The organism is Anaeromassilibacillus sp. Marseille-P3371 (genome assembly GCF_900169665.1).
GTDB lineage: Bacteria > Bacillota > Clostridia > Oscillospirales > Acutalibacteraceae > Anaeromassilibacillus.
Window position 1 is genome coordinate 1,515,726 of sequence record NZ_LT835157.1, and the last position, 24,754, is coordinate 1,540,479.

Here is a 24,754-nt window from a genome sequence, read left to right on the forward strand (position 1 = left end):
TCCCGCCGGGTGAACCCCGGCGGGGATTGTTTCTTTTGTGAAGGAGGAAGGGCGCAAGCATGGCGAATTTATCCCCCATGATGCAGCAGTATTTTCAAATAAAAGAGCAATACCCCGACACGCTTCTGTTTTTCCGTCTGGGCGATTTTTATGAGATGTTCTTCGACGACGCAAAGCTTGCGTCCCGGGAACTGGAGTTGACACTCACCGGGCGCGATTGCGGGCAGGAAGAGCGCGCTCCCATGTGCGGCGTTCCATTCCACAGTGCGGAGACTTATATTGCGCGCCTGGTTGCCAAGGGGTATAAGGTGGCCATCTGTGAGCAGATGGAGGACCCTGCACTTGCAAAAGGGCTTGTTAAACGCGATATTGTGCGTGTCATTACGCCCGGTACCGTACTGGAGAGCAGTATGCTGGACGAGACGCGCAACAATTTTATTTGCTCGCTTTGTGCAGAAGGGGCGCAGGCGGGAGTTTGTTTTGCGGATATTTCTACCGGAGAGTTACATGCCACCACGCTGGCGGGCGAGGATTTGGAGGAACAACTCTTCAATGAACTTTCCCGCTATTCGCCGCGTGAGATTTTGGTGAATCCAGACACACTGGAATACAAGGCGCTTCCGGCTTTTATCAAGGAACGGCTGTCTGCCAGCTTAGAGTTGCTGGATGTGTCGGAATATGGGAAGGAAATATGTGAACCGCTTGTTTTGGAGCAATTCCAAAAGGAGACGTTGGATGCGTTAGGATTGGAGCAAAATCCGCTGGTAGTACGGGCAATCGGCGCTCTACTGCGTTATTTGAAGCGAACGCAACGAACAGGCTTGGAACGCATGACAGAGGTAGAACTCTACAGCGGCGCCCAATTCATGCGTTTGGATCTCAATGCCCGGCGGAATTTGGAACTGCTCGAAACCATGCGAAACAAGGAAAAGCGAGGGTCTTTGCTTTGGGTATTGGACAAAACCCGTACGGCAATGGGGAAGCGTCTGATTCGTTCCTGGATTGAGCAGCCGCTTCTCAGCCCCGCGCAGATCAGCCGCCGCTTAAATGCAGTAGAGGAGCTTTCTGGGGATGCAATTCTGCGGGATAACCTTTCAGAGCAGCTTACCGGTATTTATGATTTGGAACGCTTGATGTCCCGTATTGTGTACGGCTCTGCCAACGGGCGGGAATTGCGCTCGCTTGCCGCGACTGCGGCCAAGCTTCCGGGATTGAAACATCTCTTGATGGATAGAACGTCTGCGATGCTGGTGGGAGTCCAGCAGGATCTGGACCCATTGGGCGACGTATTGGATCTGATTGATCGCGCAATTGTCGAGGAACCGCCATTTACGATTCGAGAGGGTGGGATCATAAAGCCAGGGTATAGTGCAGAGTTGGATGAACTCAAAGGGGATATGAGCGACGGGAAGGGAATTATCGCTCAGATTGAAGCGAAGGAACGCGACCGCACAGGTATCCCAAAGCTGAAAGTGGGTTATAACCGTGTGTTTGGCTATTATATCGAGATCACCAATGCATATAAGGATCAGGCCCCTCCGGAGTACATACGCAAGCAGACTTTGACCAATTGTGAGCGCTATATTACGCCGGAACTCAAGGAGTTGGAAGGGCGGATTCTTGGCGCGCATGACCGCTCGGTTCAGCTGGAGCACCAGCTTTTTGATGAGGTCCGTAAAACGGTTGCCGCTCAATTGAACCGTATTCAAAAGACGGCACGGGCAGTTGCGCGTTTGGATGTTTTGCTCTCTTTTGCACAGGTGTCTGTGAACAATGGATATACACGTCCGGTAGTGGACCTCAATGGAAAGATTCTGCTAAAGGAAAGCCGTCACCCGGTGGTGGAGGCGTTGCTGGATGCGCCTTTTGTGCCGAATGATGTCCTGTTGGATAAAGGGGAAAACCGTGTAGCGATTATTACAGGCCCAAACATGGCGGGTAAATCGACCTATATGCGCCAGATTGCGCTGATTGTAGTAATGGCGCAGATTGGTTGTTTTGTTCCGGCCTCCTATGCAGAAGTTGGCATTGTAGATAGCATTTTTACGCGTGTGGGGGCATCGGACGATCTGGCTTCTGGGCAATCTACTTTCATGGTCGAAATGACCGAGGTGGCGGATATTGTAAAAAATGCGACCGACAGGAGTCTGTTGATTTTGGATGAGATCGGCCGGGGAACTTCTACCTACGATGGGATGAGCATTGCGCGCGCAGTTTTGGAGTATGCTGCGGACAAAAAGACACTGGGGGCAAAAACCCTCTTTGCCACACATTACCACGAGTTGACCGAATTGGAATCGCTGATTGAGGGAGTCAAAAACTACAACATCGCGGTTAAAAAGCGCGGGGACGACATCACATTTTTGCGCCGAATCGTGCGCGGCGGAGCGGATGACAGCTTTGGAATTGAGGTGGCAAAGTTGGCAGGCGTTCCGGAGAAGGTGGTCGCACGCGCGAAACAGATTTTAGCGGAGCTGGAACAGGGACAGCAGGTTTCTATGCCAAAGGCGCGTGGGAAAAAGCGCCAGGAAGAGGCAGAAGCGCAGTTAGCCCTGATTCCACCAAATGAAACAGAAGTGATGGGGCGTTTGCGGCAGTTGGATGTCAATACGTTGACGCCAATTGAGTGCATGAACACCTTGTTTGAACTTTGTAGGCTTGCGAAATAGAGATAAAGGAGGTGCCGCATGGGCAAAATTAATGTATTGGACAAGCACGTGGCAGAGCTGATCGCTGCTGGCGAGGTAGTGGAGCGTCCCAGTTCTGTGATTAAGGAACTTGTAGAAAATGCAGTGGATGCTGGCGCCACCATTTTGACAGTGGAAATCAAAAACGGCGGCACCACTTTTATGCGTGTCACCGACAACGGCAGTGGAATCGTGCGGGAGGATGTGCCGGTCGCTTTCCTGCGCCATGCGACCAGTAAAGTAAAGGTTCAGGACGATTTGGAAAATATCGCTACGCTTGGTTTTCGGGGGGAAGCATTGGCGTCCATCGCGGCGGTGGCGCGGGTGGAATTGCTCACCCGCACCGCGGATGAGTTAGCCGGAACACGATATGTGATCTCGGGTGGAGAAGAAGAGCGTTGTGAAGATGCAGGGTGTGCACAGGGAACCACTTTTGTGGTGCGCGATCTCTTTTACAACACGCCCGCCCGCATGAAATTTCTAAAAAAAGATGTAACGGAGGCCAATGCGGTTGCAGCCGTAATGGATCGCCTTGCACTTTCGCATCCGGAGGTTTCTGTGCGCTTTATACGGGATGGGAAAGAGACGCTGCATACGCCGGGAGACGGCAAACTGAAGTCTGCCATCTATGCGGTATTCGGCAAAGAATTTACAGCTGGACTGATGCCTGTAGAGTATGACTATAATGGGATAGAGGTATCTGGATTTGTCAGTAAGCCTGCCAATGCTCGCCCCAATCGGAGCATGCAGCACTTTTTTCTGAATGGCCGCTATGTGAAGAGCAGGACGGCGATGGTAGCTTTGGAGGAGGCTTTTAAGGGGTCCCTCATGGTGGGGAAGGTGCCGGCGTGCGTTTTGCATTTGCGCATGGCCTATGGGTCCGTGGATGTCAATGTGCATCCAGCGAAGATCGAGGTGCGTTTTTTGAACGAGCGTCCCATTTTTGATGCAGTGTATCACGGCGTTAAAACCGCATTAAATCAATGGGATAGCCCAAATGTGATGAAACTAGAACGTCCAGCACCTGCTCCCTTCCCGAAAACAAGTACCGCAGAGCAGCTTCCTCTGCGGATGGTTGAGCCGGTGGCTCAAACGTCTACACCGCTGGAGCCGCTTGTGCGAGAGGCGGTCCATACGCCTAAACCGGCGGTTCCTGCCCCGAAGATCCAACCTGCGGAACCGCTTCCAGGGCTTTCGGTAAACGACAGTGGCGTTCCTTCAGGGTTGACACGTACTTTTGGCGCAGACATGCGTTTTGTGGATGTTGCAGGACCGGAAGACGAAGAAACTACTGCTCTGAATACGCCTTCGCAGGAAAAAGGGGAGGCGTTAGAGGAGGAAAAAACGCAGGAACCTGTACAGCCGGTGGTTCCGGCTGAGGAGCCTACTTCTAAGCAAAAGGTAGAACCCCTTCCTGCACGGCTGGTGGGAGAGGCTTTCGGAACATACATCCTTTTGGAACGCGGGGATGAATTGATTTTGATTGATAAGCATGCGGCACATGAACGGATGCTGTATGAGGAATTAAAGGCAAATCGGGGGACTGTCGCCCATCAGATGTTATTGCAGCCTGTAACCGTCACTCTGGAAAAAAATGAATACGCCGCGGTTCTGAATGCATTGGGACTCTATGAGCAGGCAGGATTTGAGCTGGAGGATTTTGGAGCAGGTACCATATTGGTGCGCAGCGCCCCCTTGATTCTGGGGGGTGAAGGGGTGGCCGATGCCGTGATGGAGATGGCCGGCTACCTTGCGAATAGTAAAAATGACCTCACGACTGAGCGGCTCGACTGGCTTTATCACAATGTCGCCTGCCGGGCGGCTGTCAAAGCGGGGGATGAGAGCCGGCCGGAAGAATTGCTCGCCTTGGCGGACCGGTTGGAGCAAAATCCCCAGATTCGCTACTGCCCGCATGGACGCCCAGTTTCGATTGTACTCAAAAAACGCGATTTGGAAAAGCAATTCGGCCGGGTTTGACAAATTCTTTACCAGATGGAGTTATAATAGAAATGATCTCGAAAGCAGAAAAAGTGGATGCACAGATACCTGTGGCTGCTGTGGTGGGGCCTACGGCATCTGGAAAAAGTGGACTGGCAGTGGAGCTGTCCCTTCGATGTGAAGGGGAAGTCGTATCGGCGGACTCTATGCAGATTTATATGGGAATGTCGATCGGAACAGCCAAGCCGACGGTGGACGAGATGCGTGGAGTACCGCATCATCTGATTGACTTTGTGGCCCCCCAGGCGTCGTTCAGTGTGGCGGATTATGTGAAACTGGCGGCACAGTGTGTAGCAGATATTCATGCGCGCGGAAAGCTTCCCATACTGGCTGGAGGAACCGGGTTGTATGTCCGTTCTTTCCTACAAAACTTGCAATTCACAGAGGAAGACCGCGACGACGCCCTGCGCGCCTCTCTCAAAAAGCGTGCGGAAGAGGAAGGGACGCAGGCCTTGATGGACGAGCTACGGCGGATAGATCCGGAATCGGCAGCGCGCCTCCATCCGAATAATCTGGGAAGGGTGATTCGGGCACTCGAGATCTATTATACAACAGGTTCGACCATGACTCAGCAGATCGAGCGATCCCGCACGAAACCATCTCCTTATCATGTCTGTATGATCGGTTTGGACTTTCTCGACCGGGAAAATCTCTATGCGAGGATCAATGCGCGGGTTGATAAAATGATGGCAGATGGTTTGGAGGAGGAGGCCCGTCAGGTACTGGGGCAACGTGCTTCTACGGCACGACAAGCGATCGGCTATAAGGAGTGGGCGCCCTATTTTCAGGGGGAGATTTCCCGGGAGGAGGTTGCGGAGAACATCAAACGAGAGACACGCCGCTACGCCAAACGGCAGTTGACCTGGTTTCGCCGGGAGGAGAATATTCATTGGTTACACGTAGATGCATATCCCGACAGCTTGGCGCTCGTTTCGGCGGCACAGTCGATTTTGGACATATGGCGGTGTAAAGACTGACCGCCAGCGCTACAAAGGGGGATGTGAATGAACAATTCCATATTGAAGCGGCTGCTCTCTATTTTTATTGCGCTACTGCTGTTTTTCTATATCGGTTATCAGATCTACAGTGCCAATTACAGCACCGTGCGGACGGAAACTGCGCTGAGCAAAACAGAAGCGGATACCATCGAGACCACCGGAATTGCCATTCGGAAAGAAAGCCTGATTGAACAGCCGGCAAATGGCGTTTTGACATACGCTGTTGAAGACGGCGGCCATATTCACAAAGGCGGCACTGTCGCAGTCACCTATGCCAACGAAGCAGATGCCACAGCGCAGAGGCAGTTGCAGGAATTGGACAGCGAGATTGCAAGGCTGCAAAAGTTGAATACGCCCGGCGATACATATGCGGCGAATCCCGATTCTCTGAACAAGCAGATCAATCAGGAGTTGACGGACTTGCTCATTGCTTCCCGAAAGGAAGGGTTGAGCGACCTTTCGGAGTACCGAGAGGAATTCCTCTATCTGTTGAATGAAAAACAGATCGTTACAGAAAAGGTTACGGATTTCAATGCGCGGATCAGTACGCTCCAAGCGGAACGGCAGTCCATCGCTTCTACCCATGGTTCACAAACAGGGACGATTGCATCCCCGGACTCCGGGTACTTCATCAGCTATGTGGATGGGTATGAAGGCGTATTCGATTACGATCAGGTTGAGGACATCACACCGGATCAGATTCGTGAGATGGCTGCTATGCAGGTGACACCCTCGGCTTCGATTGGAAAGGTATGTGCAGACTTTAACTGGTATTTTGTCTGTATTGTAGATGCAGACACCGCGCTGAAATTTCAGGAGAAGGCAAATCAGACTCGGTATGAAGCCCGTTGTGTCACATTGACGTTCCCTTTTGCTTCGGCGGCTCCTCTGCCAGCAGAGGTCGTTAAGATCAATCAAAAGGATAAGGAATCCGAGGCCGCTGTGGTGATGCGCTGTAACAATATGAATGCATCTCTGGCCCGCCTACGCAATGAGACGGTGCAGATTGAAATTGAAGAGTACAGTGGCATCCGAGTCAGTCAAAAATCCGTGCATTTTGAAACAATTACCAAGGAGACGTATGATAAAGATGGCAATGTCAATGGAACCGTAACCAAGGAGGTCAAGGGCGTTTATGTGATGCACGGCAGCGAAATTCAGTTCTGTCAGATATTCCCCTTGTATAGCACCAATAGCTATGTGATCTGTGAAGCGCTGACAGAGGAAGAAGAAAAGACGCGGTCCTACGATCCTTTTGTGCAGGATGAAGCGGAAGGAGAAGAGGCGCAACAGGAGGATCCCATGGAGGGACTCTTTACGGATCGAACCGTGCAACTTTATGATGAAGTGGTTGTAGAAGGGACGGATTTGTACGATGGAAAAGTGGTCGAGTGATGAGCTGGCACAGCGTTGCCGCGCTCTGGAAGAGAACATGAAACGGATTCAGGCCGAAATCGCAGAAGCGGCCATCCGCTCGGGGCGCAGGCCAGAGGATATTACGCTCTTGGCCGCAACAAAGACGGTCCCGGTTGAGGTCATCAATTATGGAATTGAACGGGGCTTGGACCATATTGGAGAAAATCGTGTGCAGGAATTGTGCGATAAGTATGATGCTTTGGAGCGTGAAAAGACCGATGTGCAATTTATTGGGCATTTACAGACCAATAAAGTGAAATATTTGATCGGAAAGGTCAGCATGATTCAATCGGTAGATAGCATGAAATTGGCACAGGAGATTTCCCGGCTGAGTATACGGGGAAATCAGACGATGAATATTCTGATAGAGGTCAATATCGGGCGAGAGGAAAATAAGTCGGGGGTTTTGCCAGAGCATTTGGAGACGCTCATAAAAGAAATTTCCACTTTACCGGCCCTTCGAGTGCGCGGTTTGATGGCGATTCCGCCGGCAGATGCCGATTCTGTGGCGACACAGCACTATTTTTCAAAGATGTTCGAATATTTTATTGACACGAAACACAAAAAATTAGATAATGTTTCTATGGATGTTTTGTCCATGGGGATGTCTGCGGATTATGCACAGGCAATCCTGGCTGGCGCAAATATGGTGCGCGTTGGTTCAGCGCTCTTTGGCGCCCGGAATTATAACATCCGTTGAGAGGAAAAGCTCCTTTGGAGCGGCAAAAGGGTCTGCGCCGCAGGTTTGACCCGCTGATCTGTAAGGAGAGCAGAAGAATTTTAGGAGGCTTTGTATTATGGCAGGACTGGTACAGAAATTTAAAAATATGTGGAATCCGCCAGATGACGAGTACGATTATGACTACGATTACGACGAGACGGCACAGGAAGAGGAGAAACCCTTGGAGCACGAGACAATTTCAGAGCCGCGCGATAGTATTCGCCGTGCGCCTTCCAGTTCTACCGGGAATAAAGTGGTAAATATACATGCAACCGCCCAGTTGCAAGTGGTGCTGTTTAAGCCCGAACATTATGGGGAAGAGGTACGCGCCATTGCAGATGAGCTTTTGAAGCGCCATACGGTGGTGCTCAATCTGGAGAATACGGAAAAGAATATCTCTCGCCGTATCTTGGATTTCCTCAGTGGCGTGGCTTATGCTCAGAATGGAAAGATTAAGCCTGTGGCGACGCGTACCTTTATTATTACACCCTATAATGTCGATTTGACCGGCGACGACGTATTGGATGAGCTGGAAAACAACGGCGTATATTTCTAATGGACAAGCGTACAGGAATGGATGATGCCGTTTTAGAGGCCAAACTCCGGGACGCTGTGCGAATCGCAGAGCGCGGCCGAGCGCATTTTGTCGGTTTTCTGGATGAACGTCAGGCGGGTGTGGCGCAGAGTTTCATGCGCCACACCGGCTTTTCCAATTTTTTGCTCTGGGGTGGATATCCAGAGGCAGAACGTGTCTTGTTTGGCGCCTTTCCGGATTATCAGGAAGCGTGCCCAGAGGATTTTCCGTTGGAAACTTTTACGGTTTCCTACCGGATGTGTGATTCTTTGACCCATCGTGATTTTTTGGGAGCGCTGCTTTCCAAGGGGGTCGTGCGTGAGACGCTGGGGGACATCTTGGTGGAGCCTGGCCGTGCAGTTTTGTTCTCTCGTGCGGAGGTTGCCGAGTTCCTTTTACAACAGACCGATAAGATCGGCCGTGTGGGGGTTACGCTGTCACGAGGCGCGCAAGAACCACTGCCTGTGCCGCATACGTTTGCGCCATTTTCCGGTGTAGTGGCCTCTGCCCGGCTGGACTGTATTGTTGCGTTGGCCGCAGGTGTCAGCAGGGAAAAGGCGGCGGGGCTGGTTTCGGCTGGAGTGGTAATGCTCAATCACGAGGTAGTCACTTCGGTTTCCACACAGGTTACGGAAGAGGCAAAGTTGTCGATCCGGGGAAAAGGGCGGTATATTTTGGACCGAATCGGCCCCGTGACCAAAAAAGGACGGCTCAGCATTGCCGGCAGAAAATATATTTGATTGGGAGGCTTCCTATATGCTTACGCTCAACGACATCATCAATGTCAGTTTTCGAAAGTCACGGTTCTCCGGGTATAATACTGAGGACGTGGACAACTTCATCGACCAAGTAAAGGAGTCCTACGACGAACTGTTGAAGAAAAATATTGAACTCAAGGAAGAGATGGAGAAGCAGAATGCGGAGAAAGAGCAGCTTCTCAAGAAGTTAGAGGTTTTGGCAGGGAAGATCGAGGATTACCGGCAGGAAGAGGATGAAATAAAAAATGCCCTTGTGAGTGCGCAGAAGTTGGGGGATGCTTCCATCCGAGAAGCGCGCCATAAGGCGGAGATTATTGTGAAGGATGCTACCCTCAAAGCTGGCCATATCGCCAGTACGGCGGAAGAGAGTATTCAAGAGCAAAAGCGCGAGTTGGAGCGCTTGAAAAAAGAAGTTTCGGACTTCCGTGCACAGCTTTTGGAGACCTATAAAAAGCATTTAACCTTGATTGACGCAATTCCGACCTATAAGCCACAGCCGGAACAGGAAATTAAGCCGCAGCCGGTCAAGCAGACAGAGGAGCCGCCGGTGGCAGAAGAACCCACCATGGAGCTTCCAGCGGATTTTCATGTGACTATTGCGAATTTTGACGATGATCCGGACATCTCGCCGCAAGAATCCTTTTCACACGGCGACGATGGCCTGAATATACCGACGGATGTGTTTACGCCGGGCAAATAAAACCAAGGAGAGTAGAGACCAATGGATTATAAAAGCACGCTGAACCTTCCCAAGACCGACTTCCCGATGCAAGCTAGCTTGCCGAAACGGGAGCCGGAAATGCTGAAGACTTGGGAAGAAAAGCATATCTATGAAAAGGTGTTGGAGAAAAACGAGGGAAAACCGCTTTTTGTACTGCATGACGGCCCTCCTTATGCCAACGGCGACATTCATCTGGGGACTGCTTTAAATAAAACGCTCAAAGATATTATTGTCCGTTATCGCAATATGGCAGGTTACAAGGCGCCGTATGTGCCCGGTTGGGATACACATGGTCTGCCTACGGAACTCAAGGCGCGCAAAAAGGCGGGCGTTGAGAACTCCACGACCATTTCCGACGTAGAGCTACGGAAGCTCTGCCGCGAATTTGCCCTCGGGTATCTGGACGACCAGCGCAATGAATTTAAACGCTTGGGCGGCATCGGGGATTGGGCAAATCCATACATTACCCTGACACACGATTTTGAGGCGGAACAGATCAAGATCTTCGCAGAGATGGCGACACAGGGATATATCTATAAGGGGTTAAAGCCGGTCTACTGGTGCCCGGAATGTGAGACTGCCTTGGCAGAGGCTGAGATTGAATACGCCGAAGATCCCTGCAATTCGATTTATGTGAAATTCCGTGTGACGGATGACAAGGGGTTGTTTACAGAAAAAGGAGCAGATCTTTCCAAGACCTATTTTGTGATCTGGACCACGACCACTTGGACATTGCCCGGCAATGTGGCGATTTGCTTGGGACCGGAATTTGAGTATTCTCTGGTCAAATGGGAAGAGGAATACTATGTGATGGCTTCTGCGTTAATGGAAGGCGCGATGAAAGAAGCTGAAAAAACAGATTATGAAGTGATTGCTACGTTTAAGGGCAGCGATCTTGAATATATGAAGGCGCAACATCCATTTTTGGACCGCACCTCTTTGGTCATCTTAGGAGATCATGTCACTCTGGAAAGCGGTACCGGCTGTGTCCATACTGCGCCTGGACATGGCGTAGAAGACTTTGAAGTCTGCCGCGACCATTACCCGGAGCTGCCCGTTGTTGTCCCAGTGGACAGCCATGGAAAACTCACCGAAGAGGCGGGTCAGTTTGCCGGCTTGACCACCGAGGCGGCCAACAAGGTGATCGCCAAGCACTTGCAGGAAACTGGCGCAATGTTTGCGATGCAGCACATCATTCACCAATATCCGCATTGCTGGCGCTGCAAAAATCCGGTTTTGTTCCGGGCTACCGAGCAGTGGTTCTGTTCGGTGGATTCCTTTAAGAAACAGGCGGTTGAAGCCATCAATGAGGTGGAATGGATTCCAGGATGGGGAAAAGACCGCATCACATCCATGGTAATGGATCGCAAGGATTGGTGTATTTCCCGTCAGCGCCGGTGGGGTGTGCCGATTCCGATCTTCTATTGTAAGGAATGTGGCGAGCCGCTGATTGACAAGGACGTTATGCTGCATATTTCAGAGATCTTCCGGGACAAGGGTTCGGATGCATGGTATGCCATGGAAGAAAAGGACCTCCTGCCAGCGGGCGTGAAATGTCAGAAATGTGGCTGTACGGACTTCAAAAAAGAGCATGACATTATGGACGTCTGGTTTGACTCCGGCTCCACACATGCGGCTGTTTTGCAGCAGCGTCCGGAGCTCAAGTGGCCGGCGGACCTTTATTTGGAGGGGGCGGACCAGTACCGCGGTTGGTTCCAATCCTCTTTGTTGACCAGCGTGGCAACGCGCGGGACTGCACCGTATAAAGCGGTTGTCACCCACGGCTGGGTGGTGGACGGCGAAGGCCGTAAGATGAGTAAATCTTTGGGAAATGGTATTCTTCCGCAGGAAATCATCGACCAGTATGGCGCGGATATTCTGCGCCTGTGGGTGGCGTCTTCGGATTATCATGCGGACATTCGCATTTCCAAGGAAATCCTTAAACAACTTTCGGACGCTTATCGGAAGATTCGGAACACAGCGCGCTTTATCCTGGGCAATCTTTCGGACTTTGACCCGGACAAGGATCAGGTACAGTTGGAACAGTTGCAGCCGCTCGATCGTTGGGCCTTGACAAAGCTGGATGCGTTGTCTGCAAAGTGTAAAGAAGCGTATGATACGTATGAATTCCACAATGCTTACCACGCAATTCATAATTTCTGCGTAGTAGACATGTCGAACTTCTATCTGGATGTATTGAAAAACCGTCTCTATGTGGAAAAGCCGGACAGTCAGAGCCGCAGAGCCGCACAGACTGCAATGTATATCATTTTAGATGGTATGACGCGCCTGATTTCGCCCATTTTGGCATACACTTCGGATGAGATTTGGCAGGCTATGCCGCATGACAGCAAAGCAGATCGAGAATGTGTGCTGTTCAATGAGATGCCCCAGGCAACTGGTGTGGATGTGGACAATGCGTTCACCGCTCGTTGGGATCGTATCCATCAGCTGCGCGACGATGTAAAAAAAGCGCTGGAGTTGGCGCGCAAGAATAAAGTGATCGGCGCCTCCCTGGATGCAAAGGTTCAGCTGTTCTGTGAAGGCGAGTTGTATGATTTTGTAAAGTCGGTTGAGGATGAGTTGGCCGAGGTCTTTATTGTCTCTCAGATTGAGGTATCAAACAGCGGCAAGGGCGAATTTACGGGTGAAGAAGTTCCGGAACTTTCGGTCACAGTCAGCCACGCAGAGGGCGAAAAATGTGCCCGTTGTTGGAGTTTCAGCCACACGGTGGGGAGCGATCCTGCACATCCGGATGTGTGTGAACACTGTGCAGAGGCTTTGCGCTGATTCGCTGCGGCGATGTATGGAAGACCCGATACATGGGAGAATACAAGTATGGTTGGAAAGGGCGGGCGGAAGTTCGCCCTTTTTTCATCCGATCCGAAACCGCGCGAAGGCGCAAAGGAGGATTTACATTGGCAATTCTTTCTCTAGCCCTGGCGGTCGTGGCTGCTTTGGTGGATCAATTGATTAAGCGTTTAGTTGTGGTACAATTGAAGCCGGTGGGGAGTATGACTGCCATTCCAGGCCTTTTAGATTTTACTTATTTAGAGAATCGTGGTGCAGCATTTGGAATGTTGCAGGATCAGCGTTGGTTTTTTATTGTTACCACAGGTTTCATTACGATTCTATTGATTGCAGGTTTGTTTGTCTATAAAAAGCACAGTGCCTGCTCGATTGCAGCTTCTATCTTGATTATTGGCGGCGGTATTGGGAACCTGATCGACCGTATCTTTTTGGGCTATGTAGTCGATTATATTCATGTGTCATTTTTCCCGCCGATCTTTAATTTTGCAGATTGTTGTGTGACGGTGGGGACCGTTCTTTTGATGATACACATCCTGTTCTTCCTGGAACGGAAGAATGAAAAGCGGTTGGATAGCCATGAATAATCTGGAAATGCGCATGGGGGAGCCGCTTTGCGTTGTAGCGGAGTCTGAGGATGAAGGACTGCGTCTGGACAAATTCCTCTCCATTCGAATGGAGGAACTCACACGTTCAGCAGCGGAACGCCTCGCTGAGCAGGGAAAGGTTTCCTGTGAGGGAAAAATCTTGGGTAAAAAATACCGTCTGCATCGGGGTGATAAAATCGAAGTGATTTTGCCGGAACCGGTCGGATTGGATGTCTTACCGGAAGCGATCCCCTTGGATATTCGATATGAGGATGCCGATCTCTTGGTGGTCAATAAGCCGAAGGGAATGGTGGTACATCCGGCGGCTGGCCATGCAAATGGAACATTGGTCAATGCATTGCTGGCGCATTGTGGAGATTCCCTCTCTGGAATCAATGGGGTGATTCGCCCGGGGATCGTCCATCGCATTGACAAGGATACCAGTGGGTTATTGATCGTCGCCAAGAATGACTTCGCGCATCAACATTTGGCAGAACAGATTAAAGAGCATCACTTTACACGTGTGTATGAAGCGGTAGTCCATGGTAACCTCAAAGAGGATACCGGCACCGTGGATGCACCGATCGGCCGTCATCCCACGGATCGCAAGCGTATGGCGGTTACAGAAAAGAATGCTCGCAATGCCGTGACGCACTTTGAAGTTTTAGCGCGGTATAAGGGATTTACACATGTGCGGCTGAAATTGGAGACAGGGCGTACACATCAGATTCGTGTACACATGGCATACATTGGACATCCGGTGGCGGGTGACCCGGTGTACGGGCCCAAAAAGCCGGTTCCCAATCTTGACGGCCAATGCCTGCATGCGCGGGTCGTCGGCTTTATTCATCCGCGTACGGGAAACTATTTGGAAATCACAAGTGAACTGCCGCCCTATTTTATGACACTATTGGAAAAGTTAAGAAAACAGACCGCAGGGAGTGATGGGACTTGAACTTGCAGGGGATTCTACTGGTCAGTGATCTGGATGGGACCTTAATCGGGGAAAACTTTGTAGTTCCCCAGCGCAATTTGGATGCCATTGCGCGTTTCCAGGAAGCGGGCGGGAGTTTTGCCATTGCCACAGGGCGTTCGATACGATCTGGTGCACGTTATGCAGCGCTTACCCATCCCAAAGGCCCTTGTATTTGTCTCAATGGGACGATTTTGTATGATTATCTTCAGGAGAGAATGCTCTGGAATTGTTCTTTGGAGCAGACGAGCGCCGCGGGATATATCCAGACACTGTACGACCAGTTTCCGACTGCGGGAATTGAATACTTTTGTCAGGAAACCATCCACATATTGCGCCGCAATGCCTACGTGACGGAACACCTCAACCATGAGCATGTTTCTTGGCAGGATGGGCCGCCGATTGATCCAACGCAGCCATGGTATAAAGCACTCTTTGCAGACGATGCGGATAAAAAAGATGCCATGGAAGCTTTTACCCACACATTTTTACATCCAGGGGTGCGGTTTGTGTCCTCCTCTGAGAATTATTTAGAGATGTTGCCAGAGCAGGCAAGCAAAGGGAAGGCACTGATGAGAGCGGCTGAATTCGCTGGTTTTTGTATGCAAAATGTCTATGCCATCGGTGATTACTACAACGATGTGGAATTGTTGGACGCTGCTGGTGTGGCGGTTGTGCCGGAAAACGCGCCGGACGACCTAAAGGAACGGGCGGATTTGGTAGTGGGGCACTGCTATCACGGGGCAGTTGCGGATTTGATTGAGGAGATTGAGCGGCAATACGGTTGAATCGGGAAGAGGTGACCCAGAAGTGGAAGAGGAAAAGCGGCAGACACGGGTTTTGATTGCCATAGCGTTGGTGTTTTGTGCGCTTTTGATCGGATACAATGCGTTTTATGTTCCGGATGCTTCTTTAGAAAGCTTTGTAGAAACCGACCGGCTTTCAGGGAATGGCGAGTATTCCATGGAAGCGGAGGAATCTTCTGAGAAAATCCATTTGAATACCGCTTCCCTGGAGGATTTGGATACGTTACAAGGTATTGGGCCAGCTCTGGCACAGCGAATCATCGATTATCGGGAAGAATATGGCGGCTTTTCCCGTGTCGAGGAACTAAAGGAAGTGAAAGGAATCGGAGAGGTTCTTTTTGAGCAGATTCGAGACAGTGTGACAGTGGAGCCGGCTGAATAAAAAGAGGGTGCCCCCCAAACTACGAATCTTTGGATTCATAGGCAAGGGGCATCCTCTTTTTGTTTGAAAAAATATCTGGGTTTCTAAAAAAACGAGGGTATCCTTAGGCCGTGAAATGTTTCATACCCAATTAGGTGTAAAACTCTGCTCGATGGCGGGCGGCGGTGTACAAAAAATCTATATGGTGTTTTTAAGAGAACCGTCCCGGCGGGACAGGTCAGGCAGTGACCTGTTCCACCTCCGGGATGGGTTTGAGATTAAAATGAATTTCGATAGAAATGTGTCTTGTTTTATCTTCGTCAATGCGCTCATGCACGACGATTTCTTTGATTAAGCGGTTGAGGGTGGCTGCGTCCAGCTCTGTGATGTTGGCGTATTCCTGAATGGCTTCCACCCATTGTTTTGCGTCATTGGCAAGCTGGACTTCATCGGACAGCCGCTTTCTGCCCTCGGACACTTTTGTTTTAAGCTCCGTCTGCTCGGTCTGTGTCTTTTCCAGCATGGTGTTGAAATTCTGCTCACTGATACGCCCTGCAATCATATCCTCATAAAGCCGCATTACCATTTTGTCCAGAACCTCAATCCGTTCCTCGTCCCTTGTGAGGGAGCGTTCCATTGCTTCCCGCTGTTCCCGCTGCTCGGCTTCACAGGTATTGGTCAGGCGGTCGGCAACCGCTTCCCCGTCCATCAGGGCAGCTCTGGCACATTCCCGGATTTTCCGCAGCACATGGCTGTAAAGGGTGTCATAGTCAATCCGGTGCTGGGTGCAGTGGTTCTTTCCAAAGGCATTGTAGGTCTTGCAGGAATAAATCTGCTGGGGATGTTTTGCGTTTGTGTAGCGTATCGTCAGCGACTTCCCACACTCGCCGCATTTTATCAGTCCGGCAAACAGGCTGATTTCATTGGTCTGCCCCGGACGCTGGCGGGATTTCAGCTTGTTCTGCACAATGTCAAAGCTCATGCGATCAATCAGCGGTTCATGCTGTCCCTCCACTACAATCCAGTCCTCCGGCTTCTTTTCCCCAATCGTGCCGATTTTGAAACGGTAGTCTTTTTTCTGGGAAGCAATCGCCCCGGTGTAAACGGGATTCATCAAAAGGTCTTTGATAACGGAGAAGTCCCACATATACCGTCCGTTTTCCGGGTCTTTCTTTTCCCATTTGGTTCGGGTATTGCGAAGCCCCCGTTCCCGGTTCCACCATGTGGGGCAGGGGATTTTTTCTTCCTCCAGCCGTCTGCGGATATAGTTCGGACCATGACCGTTTAGGGCATATCCGAAAATCAGCCGCACAATCGGGGCGGTTTCCTCGTCAATGAGCAGATGGTTTTTGTCCTCCGGGTCTTTCCGATACCCAAACGGGGCAAGACACCCGGTAAACTGTCCTTTCTGCGCTTTCAGAAGATAAGAGGAATGGACTTTCTTGGAAATATCCTTGCTGTACATCTCGTTCAGGATATTCTTGAACGGGGCAATATCGTTGTTATCACGCAGGGTGTCGATACCGTCATTCATGGCGATATAGCGGACACCGTTTCTTGGGAAAAAGTCCTCAATCAAATGCCCGGTTTGCAGATAGTTACGCCCCAGTCGGCTGAGGTCTTTCGTGATGACAAGGTTGATTTGCCTGCGCTCAATGGCTCTCAACATTCTCTGTAAATCAGGACGCTCCATATTAAGACCTGTGAAACCATCGTCCTGATAGACTGCCACAACCTCCCATCCCTGCTTTTCGCAGTATTTTTCCAGCATATCACGCTGGTTTGCGATACTGGCACTTTCGCCTTGCAGGTCATCGTCCTTTGACAGCCTGCAATAGACCGCCGCACGATAGCCCCCGGCAAGTGCCGAACCGATTGTTCTGTATTCCATTTCGTTCATCATAGCCATTTACCCACACAATCCAGACGGTATCTGGCTCTTTTGAACCTCATCATCATTATAGCTCATATCTTTCTTTTTAGCAAGATATTCTTTCGTATTTGTCTTTCCGTATTTCTGGGAAATCAGGCTGACGAACACATCGGTTGCATCCAGCTCCCCGTCAAATACAGTGGTCACATGAATCTCTGTTTTGTTTTTTGCCATAGGCAGTTATCCTCCATACATGAAAATAGCCAGACAGAGGGTGTCGGCAACGAAGTCCGGCAACGGGCTTCAAAAGACCTTGCAAACAATCTCAATCTGGCACTACTTACTATTTATACTTTTCTTTTATTTTTCTGTTGTTTTGGTTGTTATAAGGGAGAAAAGCCCGGAAATAAGGGATTTTCCCCGGCAACCGGCTCGGCAACGGGATAGCAACAGGAGGTGCAACGGGCTGTCATTCTCAGAATGGAAGCTCCATCTGTTCTGTGACCTCCACAAAACCGTCCACCGTTTTTTCAGACGGGTTGCCGGAGTCCGTTGCCGGGTTTTCACGCTCCCAGCCCTTTTGTCTGCCATATTCTGAAAACATTCTTGGGTTCGGGAAGTACCGCCAGCGGTCAATGCATTGGTTCATAATCTCGTTGATTTCCCGGATTTCCCATTGCTTCGGCTCGTCAAAGGCATGGTTCAAGGCTTCCTTGTAGAGCTGCTTGGAGCAGACCATGCTCCCGGTGTACTTATCAAGATACGCCTGTATCATCCCGGCTTTGGTGTCCTCCGGCATAAAATCCCGCTGGTGTTCTTTGAGATACCGCTGCATGGCGGGGCTGAAAGCCAGCTTGAACCTGCCGCTTCGGTAAATCTCCATAGCTTCTGCCCACATTTGCTCGATATAGGCTCTGGAAGCAGCTTCATCCTCCAAAATGTGAACCTCGGCTTGTTCCGGGTACACCATGACGGGGATAAAGCGGCGGTTGCCGGAACGATCAAGGGGCAGGAAGTCAAGAGCATTGGAAGTGCCGCCAAACACGCACTGGCGGGGGCGGTCTGCCGGGTGGGTTTCATAGGGTATCTTGTAGACCTCCTTCTGCCGGCTTAAAAATGACTTGATTTCTTCGATGCTCTTGGCGTTTGCGGTTGCCATCATTTCCGACATTTCGATAATCCAGTGACCTTGCAGCTTGCGGTACACATTGTCATCGTCCAGCTTCCGCAAATCATCGGAGAACCACTCGTCCCGGACTGCCAGCAGACGGAAGAAGGTGGACTTGCCAGCCCCCTGACCGCCTACCAGACAGAGCATGATTTCAAATTTGCACCCTGGCTGAAAGGCTCGTGAGATTGCACCCAACAGGAACAGCTTCAATGCTTCATAGGTGTAATCATCTGCGTCAGCCCCCAGAAAGTGCCGCAGGCAGAAACGGATTCGCTCTGTCCCATCCCACACAAGAGTATTGAGATAGTCCCGGATGGGATGGTACTTGTTTTCATTCGCCACAATCCCGATGGCATTATCAATCTTTTTCTCATTGGTAAGCCCATAGGTTTCTTCCAGATAAAGAAGCAGATACTTCATGTCCGTATCGCTCAGGGCGGTGCTTTCTCTGTGGAAGCCAATGGGCTTTATGATGTCCTTGCGGTCGGTCAGGATGTTGTATGCGATAGCCCCGGAAAGCAGAGGGTCACGCTGGAATACGGTCAGGCAGTTCCGTATGCTCTGACGGACACCGCCTTTCTCGGTAGTTTCCAGCCCCGCCTTGATTTCCTCAACGCTCTGTGGCGGCTGCATGGCGTTCATGGTGTTTTTTAGTTCTTGCTGCGTCTGCGGCTGCAAACTCTGCCATTCGTTGTTCAAGCTGTATCACATCCTTTCCGTAGTCCGTAATCAAAGCCGCTTTTTCCTCTGTCTCCCCGAACAGCAGCACATCCAGCAGATATTCCACTTGGGCTTGCTTCTGTAAGGCTTCCACAAACCGGGGATGAAAGGCTTCCTCCGGGGAGTGCGGGACATAATCCTTTCTCCATGCCCTAAGCAGGTGGAGATAATCGGCAAGGATACGGGAGCAGCGGTTCTTTGCTTCCTGAAACTGTTCCTCCGGGGATTTCTGCCGGGGCTTGGGCTTTTTTACCTTTCCCGGCGGTTTCCAGTCCTCATAGGAAATTCCAAAGTCCTGTGCCAGTTGTACGGCGGCTTCTTTCTTTCCCAGCCCATACAGAGCGGCGGCAAAATCAATCACATCCCCATCCGTACCGCAGCCGAAGCAGTGGTAACGCCGATCCAGCTTCATGCTTGGGGTTTTATCGTTATGGAACGGGCAACAAGCCATCCCGTTCCGACCTACATGGATTCCATAATGCTCCGCAGCCTGTCTTGTTGTGACGGACTGCTTCACAGCTTCAAATACATTCAAATCTATCCCTCCTTGAAAATAAGAAAAGCACCTGACATTCTCTGATTGAAAATGGCAAGTGCCTGTTAAAGTTCCATATCCTGTTGTCTGTGTTTCGCCTGTGCCGGGGCGGTTCTTTGTGCTTTTTTCTCGTCTGCCTTATCCTGCAAGACTTCCTTGATGGGCTGCTTCTTGGGCGGCTCTTTGCTTTCCTCTGTGCCGGGTGTGGCTTTCCGTACCCAGTAGCGGATGTCCCGCAGCTTCTTCAAATCCTCCTGTACCTCGGTCAGCGGTACTTTCAGTTCTGCGATTTCGCTGAGAAGCGTTTCCTGCTCCTCTTGCAGCTCCTTTTGGGTACTGTCCTTATCGTCCGGGTGCTTGGCAAGGTAGGCGGCGGCTTTCTCATACCGGGCAACCTCCGGGTGTTCCTGTTTGAATTTCTCCTTTGTTTTCTTAAAAAATATCTTCTGGTACTTCTCATAGACAGCCTTACATTCTTTGCAGTCTGTCCGGCTGGCAAGAATCCCGTCAATCACTTTGCTGCGGGCTTCCTTTGGCTTCATCTGATTGCGGTAATCGGCGGCTGATTTCCCGGACGCTTCCAGAAACGCTTCTAAGTCCTCCACAGTGGAAAGTCCCTTTTGCCGGAGATAGGACAATGCTTCGCTGACTGCCTTTAAGTCCTGTGAAGTCCCCCGGTTCTGTCCAGCCCTTGTCCAGTCCCTCCGTTCTTCTTTTCGTATCTCCATATACTTCATCAGCAGATTGGGAAGAAGTGTCGCTTTCTCCGCCGTTTTTTGTGCAAGTAGCTCTTTCCGTTTTTCTCCCAGTTCGGTAATCCAGCCTTTGAGGTTTTGAATGAGCTGCCGAATGGACTGCATCAGGCGGTTGGCGGCTTTGATTTCCCGGTTCAGGTTGCCGATATTCGTCTGGATACCACGCTTTTCCATCTGCTGGACAGCAGCCCCCTCATGGACAGTGGGGACTATATCAAGCCCCTGTCTGGCATAGGAACGCAAGTCCACACGCTCCGGGCGGTCATTGGCTTCCAGATAGCGGTTCTGGATGACCTCCCATTCATGCCGCCAGATTTCACAATACTTCTGGTCGTTCCAATCAACCGTATCCTCCTTGTGGCTTTTCCACCTGCCGGACGGAAGTTTTATCCGTTCTCCGCTTTCATCAAGGTCATAAACCTTGCGGCTCTTGGGAAGCCATTTCCCATGTTCGTCCATTGCCCTCATAGTGAGCAGGACATGGGCGTGGGGATTGTGTCCCGGCGGATGGGGGTCATGGATGGCAAAATCAGCAATCATGCCTTTGGAAACAAACTGCTGCTGGCAAAACTCCCGAACAAGGACAGCATATTGGTCAGGCGGTATCTCTCTGGGGATGGTAAGCACCCACCGCCTTGCAAGCTGGGAGTTCCATTGTTTTTCCACAGCTTCGGCGGCGTTCCATAGGGTATTGCGGTCTGCATACTCCGGCGGGGCATTTGCCGGGAGCAGGATTTCATTGTGGACGATACCACGCTTTTCCGGGTAGTGCTTCACTTGCTGGTCGTATTCACAGAACAGCTTTTCGCCACTCTGGTAAGCAGCGGCGGCAACCGCAGACTGTCGCTGGCTGCGCTGCACAATCGTGATTTCGTTGTGTGGACAGGGCATTTCGTGTCCCTCCTTTCGGTAATTGGTGGATGGGGTGGTGTTTTACCACCTCATTTTGGGCAGAAAAAAAGCAGGAGACCTTTTTCAGATTTCCTGCTCGGTGTGCCGCTGTATGGGCGGCGGGTATTTAGTTGTAAAAGTTCGGGGCAAGTTGCCCCGATGTGAAGCTGACAAACTGGAATTTATTTTGGCAAATCATCTTCCGCTTTAAAATTCACATTACTGTCATCGATCGAGATTGTGATCGTGTAGTTATAGATTGTACCATCTTCTGTTTCCAGCCTAAATGTTACCGCACCACCTCCGAGATACTGAAAATCAGGTTCGTCAGACATTCTTGCATATGTGCCATACTGTTGAAAGTATCCGTCTGCATCAAAGAACGCAACATTGCTTGTTTGCTCCTTATCGTTCCGGAAGAGTACTGCACCAACACGGTCACTAGCATGATCTGGAATTAAAACACAGTCTATGTATTCCCAATCTGTTTCTTGCACAAGAGAGAACATCGACACAATATCTTGTTCAGACCAGATTTTTCCTCCATTCAGATTACTGATATCTGTATTCTGAACCGGATTGCTGGCAGAATCTGATGTTTCTGGCATGGCGTCTTTGCTGCTGCAGGCGGACATTCCTAATACACAAACCGTCATGAAAATAAAAAGCAATGCTCTCTTCATATGAACACCTCCTCAAATCCCGATTGTTCTAATCTTTTTTACGCCCACCTTCTTGCCCTTCGGACAAGAAGTATCCCTCGCTCAAAGAGCTCGGTCAATTTCGATTTGTTGTCATCTTCATTATACTTCATTGGCTATCGAAAAGATAGCATATTTTATGAAACTTGTCGGCTGGGAACAGCTTGCAACGCAAGGTGTCCCCAGATGGCAAGTCCACAAAAGGGTAGCTGACGGCAGCCAGCGCAGGGGAAGCGTAGCGTCCCCTGTTTGATTTGGAGCAGACCATGACTGCGGAAAATCACAGCCCTCCGGCGAGGAGCCTTCGGAGAACGCAATGCACCAACCTCTGGGTGGTGTATAATTGCGCCCTTAGTAAACTAAGGGGGTTCCGGCTTCTCCCGTTCCAGCAGTTTTTTCAATAGTTCCTGCGTGTCCTGCCTGTGAAAAATGAGTTTCAACAACAGCATGACATCATCATCTGTCAGGCGTTCCGGCTCTTGCAGAAAACTTTCCAGCATACCGCCACGAGTACAGAGCCGGTGCGTCCGTTCCTTTCGGGTAAGCTGCTTTAACTGGTGCTGCAATGCCTTTTCATCATTGATGGCTTTCCGCAGTTTCTTTTCGCTTTTCTCCAACTCCCGATTGAGTTTTTCCAGCTTTGAGGTATCAGGCAAGGGCAGCGTCCTCCTTTCCCGGTATCAGCACATAAATCCTGTTTGGTTCTCCAACGCCCTGACGCACCCGCATGATAAGTCCGGCGTTTTCCAGTTCATTCAAAGAACGCTTGACCGTCATAGCGCTGCGGGACAGGACTGCGGCAATGGCTGTGACAGGGAAGCAGACAAACAGGATTCCGTTCTCGTCCTCCTGCCCATTGGAGAGCATAGCGTCCAACATCCGGCAGTACATGACCTTTGCGGTGCTGCTGACTGGAAACCCTGTCAACGCTCTTGGAAAAGCCATACAGGGCGGCAATGGTGTGTCTATCGTCATAAATTCAAAATTCATTCGGTGTGTTCCTCCTTTTTCTTTGCTCGTTTGGATAAATAACGGGGGCAGTCAATCACAACCGCCCGGAAGCTCTGCTTGCACCCATGCTGGCATTTCCGGCATAATTCGTTGTAAGTGACACGCCCCCGGTCATTGAGGTAAAAAGAAAGCTCATGCTTCCTCTTTTTGCTCATTCTCGGCATATTGCGCTTCCTCCCGTTTTCGTGTATGGTTTCGGGGCGATTTTCGGCAAAATTACAGCCATAGAGCCGCCTAAAATCTCCCGAAGTATCAGCGATAGGGTAGACTATCCCCCTATCAGATTGTCGTGTTTCGGTATCATTTCGGTGTCAGTTCGCCAGTTCTCCCCGGTGTCGTTCCTCCCCTGAATCTCACAGCGGCGTATCGCTCCCTTTGGTATGCTCGTTTTGGTAAGGGTTCCTCCATATCCCTGCCAAAAGTCATGGCACTACATCGCCGGGGAAGCATATCCCACACAGGCTGGTCATTCGATTGGAATAATCCATCGATGAACTACCTGTATCATAGAACATTTTTGTGCCCTATGCCGTATGTCCACAAAGTAGGAATTAGGGGTAAAAATCAGAAATTTCCACGATTGCGGAATTGATATGGTATAATCAATTCAACGGTTATAAATGTTGTCAGAAGGGGGAACTGCTTCAATGAACGGAGCTACTACAATACAGGAACGGCTAAAAGATTTACGATTAAACAAAGGATTAAAACTGGAAGAACTGGCAGAGCAAACGGGTATTTCAAAATCGGCTCTTGGCAGTTATGAAAAAGATGACTATAAGGAAATCAATCATGGCAACCTTATCCTGCTGGCAGATTTTTATGGGGTGTCCCTCGATTATCTCTTTTGCCGGACAGAGAACCGGGCGGAGATCAACACGTCATTAAGGGAGCTGCATTTGAGTGATGAGATGGTAGCACTTCTGAAAAGCGGTCGGATTAACAACCGTCTGCTGTGCGAACTTGCTACACATAAGGATTTTATCAAGTTTCTTGCGGACATTGAGATTTATGTGGATGGGATTGCCACCATGCAGATTCAGAACCTCAACGCCCTTGTCGATACCGTCCGGCATGAAATCATTGAACGGTATCGCCCCGGCGAAGATGACCCGCATTTGAAAGTGCTACAAGCCGCCCATATCAGCGATGATGAATATTTCAGCCACATGGTTCTGGATGACCTCAACCTCATTATCCGGGATATTCGGGAAGCCCATAAAAAGGACAGTGAGAGTGCACCCCAGACCACTGTTGCCAATGAACTGAAAGAAAATCTGGAAGCGGTCGAAAATTTCAAGGGCAGCCGGGATGAAAAGCTGGTTGTCCTTTACTGCAAGCAGCTTGGTATCAACTACAAAAATCTGTCAGACGAAGAATTTCGCTGGCTCATTCGTATTCTCAAAAAGTCAAAGAAAATGGGAACGCCTATCAGCCAGAGGAAAAAACGGTAAAGAAAAACCGCTGTTGCATGGTTTGTTGGCTTCCATGTAGCAGCGGTTTTTGCTGGGATTATTCAGTTGAATTTTTAGAACGACAAACTGTTAAGGAAACAATCGGAGTTGGTGTAAACGAAAAAGCAGCCTTGAGTTCTGATAAAAACTGCCCTTTCGTTTACATCAATTTCGATTTTACCTTGGTGAACAAAGTCGCGTCCCTTTAGCCGATAGCTATGGGGATTCAATCGTT

The 24,754-nt window shown here is 50.3% G+C and carries 24 protein-coding genes; 15 read left to right on the forward strand and 9 right to left on the reverse strand.

The genetic code is table 11. The annotated features are described in order from the left end of the window. Window positions 1–59 precede the first annotated feature (59 nt). From mutS to B9Y59_RS05745, 13 genes are all read left to right on the forward strand, one after another. The gene (gene mutS / locus B9Y59_RS05685) at window positions 60–2,669 is read left to right on the forward strand and encodes a DNA mismatch repair protein MutS (RefSeq protein ID WP_085532298.1); all 2,610 of its coding nucleotides are present in this window, start codon (window positions 60–62) and stop codon (window positions 2,667–2,669) included. An 18-nt stretch (window positions 2,670–2,687) separates the two neighbouring features. Then, window positions 2,688–4,664, forward strand: a complete 1,977-nt coding sequence (gene mutL / locus B9Y59_RS05690) for a DNA mismatch repair endonuclease MutL (protein ID WP_085532301.1) — start codon at window positions 2,688–2,690, stop codon at window positions 4,662–4,664. Window positions 4,665–4,696: 32 nt separating this feature from the next. After that, window positions 4,697–5,662: a tRNA (adenosine(37)-N6)-dimethylallyltransferase MiaA gene (gene miaA, locus B9Y59_RS05695; RefSeq protein ID WP_085532303.1), complete on the forward strand. Its 966-nt coding sequence runs from the start codon at window positions 4,697–4,699 to the stop codon at window positions 5,660–5,662. Window positions 5,663–5,689: 27 nt separating this feature from the next. After that, window positions 5,690–7,078 carry a biotin/lipoyl attachment domain-containing protein gene (locus B9Y59_RS05700; protein WP_054323073.1) on the forward strand — a complete coding sequence of 463 codons (1,389 nt, stop codon included), beginning with the start codon at window positions 5,690–5,692 and terminating at the stop codon, window positions 7,076–7,078. Then, a complete protein-coding gene (locus B9Y59_RS05705; protein ID WP_054323072.1) occupies window positions 7,059–7,799 on the forward strand; it encodes a YggS family pyridoxal phosphate-dependent enzyme in 741 nt (246 codons plus the stop codon). Before B9Y59_RS05700 ends, B9Y59_RS05705 begins: the two co-directional genes overlap by 20 nt. 97 nt (window positions 7,800–7,896) lie before the next feature. Continuing rightward, window positions 7,897–8,376 (forward strand): cell division protein SepF, encoded by a 480-nt coding sequence (locus B9Y59_RS05710; RefSeq protein WP_054323071.1) that lies wholly within the window; start codon window positions 7,897–7,899, stop codon window positions 8,374–8,376. Further along, on the forward strand, window positions 8,376–9,134 hold the full coding sequence (locus B9Y59_RS05715; RefSeq protein ID WP_085532305.1) for a YlmH/Sll1252 family protein: 759 nt from the start codon (window positions 8,376–8,378) through the stop codon (window positions 9,132–9,134). Before B9Y59_RS05710 ends, B9Y59_RS05715 begins: the two co-directional genes overlap by 1 nt. A gap of 16 nt (window positions 9,135–9,150) precedes the next feature. Then, the gene (locus B9Y59_RS05720) at window positions 9,151–9,852 is read left to right on the forward strand and encodes a DivIVA domain-containing protein (RefSeq protein WP_082402065.1); all 702 of its coding nucleotides are present in this window, start codon (window positions 9,151–9,153) and stop codon (window positions 9,850–9,852) included. A 21-nt stretch (window positions 9,853–9,873) separates the two neighbouring features. Beyond that, window positions 9,874–12,663, forward strand: coding sequence for an isoleucine--tRNA ligase (ileS, locus tag B9Y59_RS05725; protein WP_085532307.1), 2,790 nt, complete (start codon window positions 9,874–9,876; stop codon window positions 12,661–12,663). Between the two features lie 128 nt (window positions 12,664–12,791). Next, window positions 12,792–13,268, forward strand: a complete 477-nt coding sequence (lspA, locus tag B9Y59_RS05730; RefSeq protein WP_054323174.1) for a signal peptidase II — start codon at window positions 12,792–12,794, stop codon at window positions 13,266–13,268. Continuing rightward, window positions 13,261–14,223, forward strand: coding sequence for an RluA family pseudouridine synthase (locus tag B9Y59_RS05735; RefSeq protein WP_411655705.1), 963 nt, complete (start codon window positions 13,261–13,263; stop codon window positions 14,221–14,223). Before lspA ends, B9Y59_RS05735 begins: the two co-directional genes overlap by 8 nt. Continuing rightward, window positions 14,220–15,029 carry a Cof-type HAD-IIB family hydrolase gene (locus tag B9Y59_RS05740; protein ID WP_085532309.1) on the forward strand — a complete coding sequence of 270 codons (810 nt, stop codon included), beginning with the start codon at window positions 14,220–14,222 and terminating at the stop codon, window positions 15,027–15,029. Before B9Y59_RS05735 ends, B9Y59_RS05740 begins: the two co-directional genes overlap by 4 nt. A 22-nt stretch (window positions 15,030–15,051) precedes the next feature. Then, window positions 15,052–15,429, forward strand: a complete 378-nt coding sequence (locus tag B9Y59_RS05745; RefSeq protein WP_085532311.1) for a ComEA family DNA-binding protein — start codon at window positions 15,052–15,054, stop codon at window positions 15,427–15,429. A 217-nt stretch (window positions 15,430–15,646) separates the two neighbouring features. Here the strand turns inward: B9Y59_RS05745 and B9Y59_RS05750 are convergent, their stop codons facing one another. Both B9Y59_RS05750 and B9Y59_RS05755 read right to left on the reverse strand, forming a co-directional pair. Beyond that, window positions 15,647–17,317 carry a recombinase family protein gene (locus B9Y59_RS05750; protein WP_002569219.1) on the reverse strand — a complete coding sequence of 557 codons (1,671 nt, stop codon included), beginning with the start codon at window positions 17,315–17,317 and terminating at the stop codon, window positions 15,647–15,649. Further along, a complete protein-coding gene (locus tag B9Y59_RS05755; protein WP_085532313.1) occupies window positions 17,318–17,515 on the reverse strand; it encodes a hypothetical protein in 198 nt (65 codons plus the stop codon). On the opposite strand from B9Y59_RS05755, the gene B9Y59_RS16580 reads away from it, so the two are divergent. After that, window positions 17,489–17,728, forward strand: coding sequence for a tweety protein (locus tag B9Y59_RS16580; RefSeq protein ID WP_081645077.1), 240 nt, complete (start codon window positions 17,489–17,491; stop codon window positions 17,726–17,728). The genes B9Y59_RS05755 and B9Y59_RS16580 overlap by 27 nt on opposite strands. Window positions 17,729–17,756: 28 nt before the next feature. On the opposite strand, the gene B9Y59_RS05765 is transcribed toward B9Y59_RS16580, so the two are convergent. From B9Y59_RS05765 to B9Y59_RS05800, 7 genes are all read right to left on the reverse strand, one after another. Continuing rightward, on the reverse strand, window positions 17,757–19,094 hold the full coding sequence (locus tag B9Y59_RS05765; RefSeq protein ID WP_085532315.1) for a virulence-associated E family protein: 1,338 nt from the start codon (window positions 19,092–19,094) through the stop codon (window positions 17,757–17,759). After that, window positions 19,063–19,707, reverse strand: a complete 645-nt coding sequence (locus tag B9Y59_RS05770; protein ID WP_085532317.1) for a CHC2 zinc finger domain-containing protein — start codon at window positions 19,705–19,707, stop codon at window positions 19,063–19,065. The genes B9Y59_RS05765 and B9Y59_RS05770 overlap by 32 nt, the downstream gene beginning before the upstream one ends. A 65-nt stretch (window positions 19,708–19,772) precedes the next feature. Then, window positions 19,773–21,353 (reverse strand): MobQ family relaxase, encoded by a 1,581-nt coding sequence (gene mobQ / locus B9Y59_RS05775; RefSeq protein WP_085532319.1) that lies wholly within the window; start codon window positions 21,351–21,353, stop codon window positions 19,773–19,775. 182 nt (window positions 21,354–21,535) lie between these two features. After that, window positions 21,536–22,036: a hypothetical protein gene (locus B9Y59_RS05780; RefSeq protein WP_085532321.1), complete on the reverse strand. Its 501-nt coding sequence runs from the start codon at window positions 22,034–22,036 to the stop codon at window positions 21,536–21,538. Window positions 22,037–22,413: 377 nt separating this feature from the next. Continuing rightward, window positions 22,414–22,710, reverse strand: coding sequence for a DUF3847 domain-containing protein (locus tag B9Y59_RS05790; RefSeq protein ID WP_085532325.1), 297 nt, complete (start codon window positions 22,708–22,710; stop codon window positions 22,414–22,416). Further along, on the reverse strand, window positions 22,703–23,044 hold the full coding sequence (locus tag B9Y59_RS05795) for a DeoR family transcriptional regulator (protein ID WP_085532326.1): 342 nt from the start codon (window positions 23,042–23,044) through the stop codon (window positions 22,703–22,705). Before B9Y59_RS05795 ends, B9Y59_RS05790 begins: the two co-directional genes overlap by 8 nt. After that, window positions 23,041–23,229 (reverse strand): hypothetical protein, encoded by a 189-nt coding sequence (locus B9Y59_RS05800; protein WP_002304353.1) that lies wholly within the window; start codon window positions 23,227–23,229, stop codon window positions 23,041–23,043. The genes B9Y59_RS05795 and B9Y59_RS05800 overlap by 4 nt, the downstream gene beginning before the upstream one ends. Window positions 23,230–23,712: 483 nt before the next feature. Between B9Y59_RS05800 and B9Y59_RS05810 the strand changes: the two genes are divergently transcribed. Continuing rightward, entirely contained in the window at window positions 23,713–24,519 is an 807-nt protein-coding gene (locus B9Y59_RS05810) for a helix-turn-helix domain-containing protein (RefSeq protein WP_085532328.1), read from the forward strand. Window positions 24,520–24,754 lie beyond the last annotated feature (235 nt).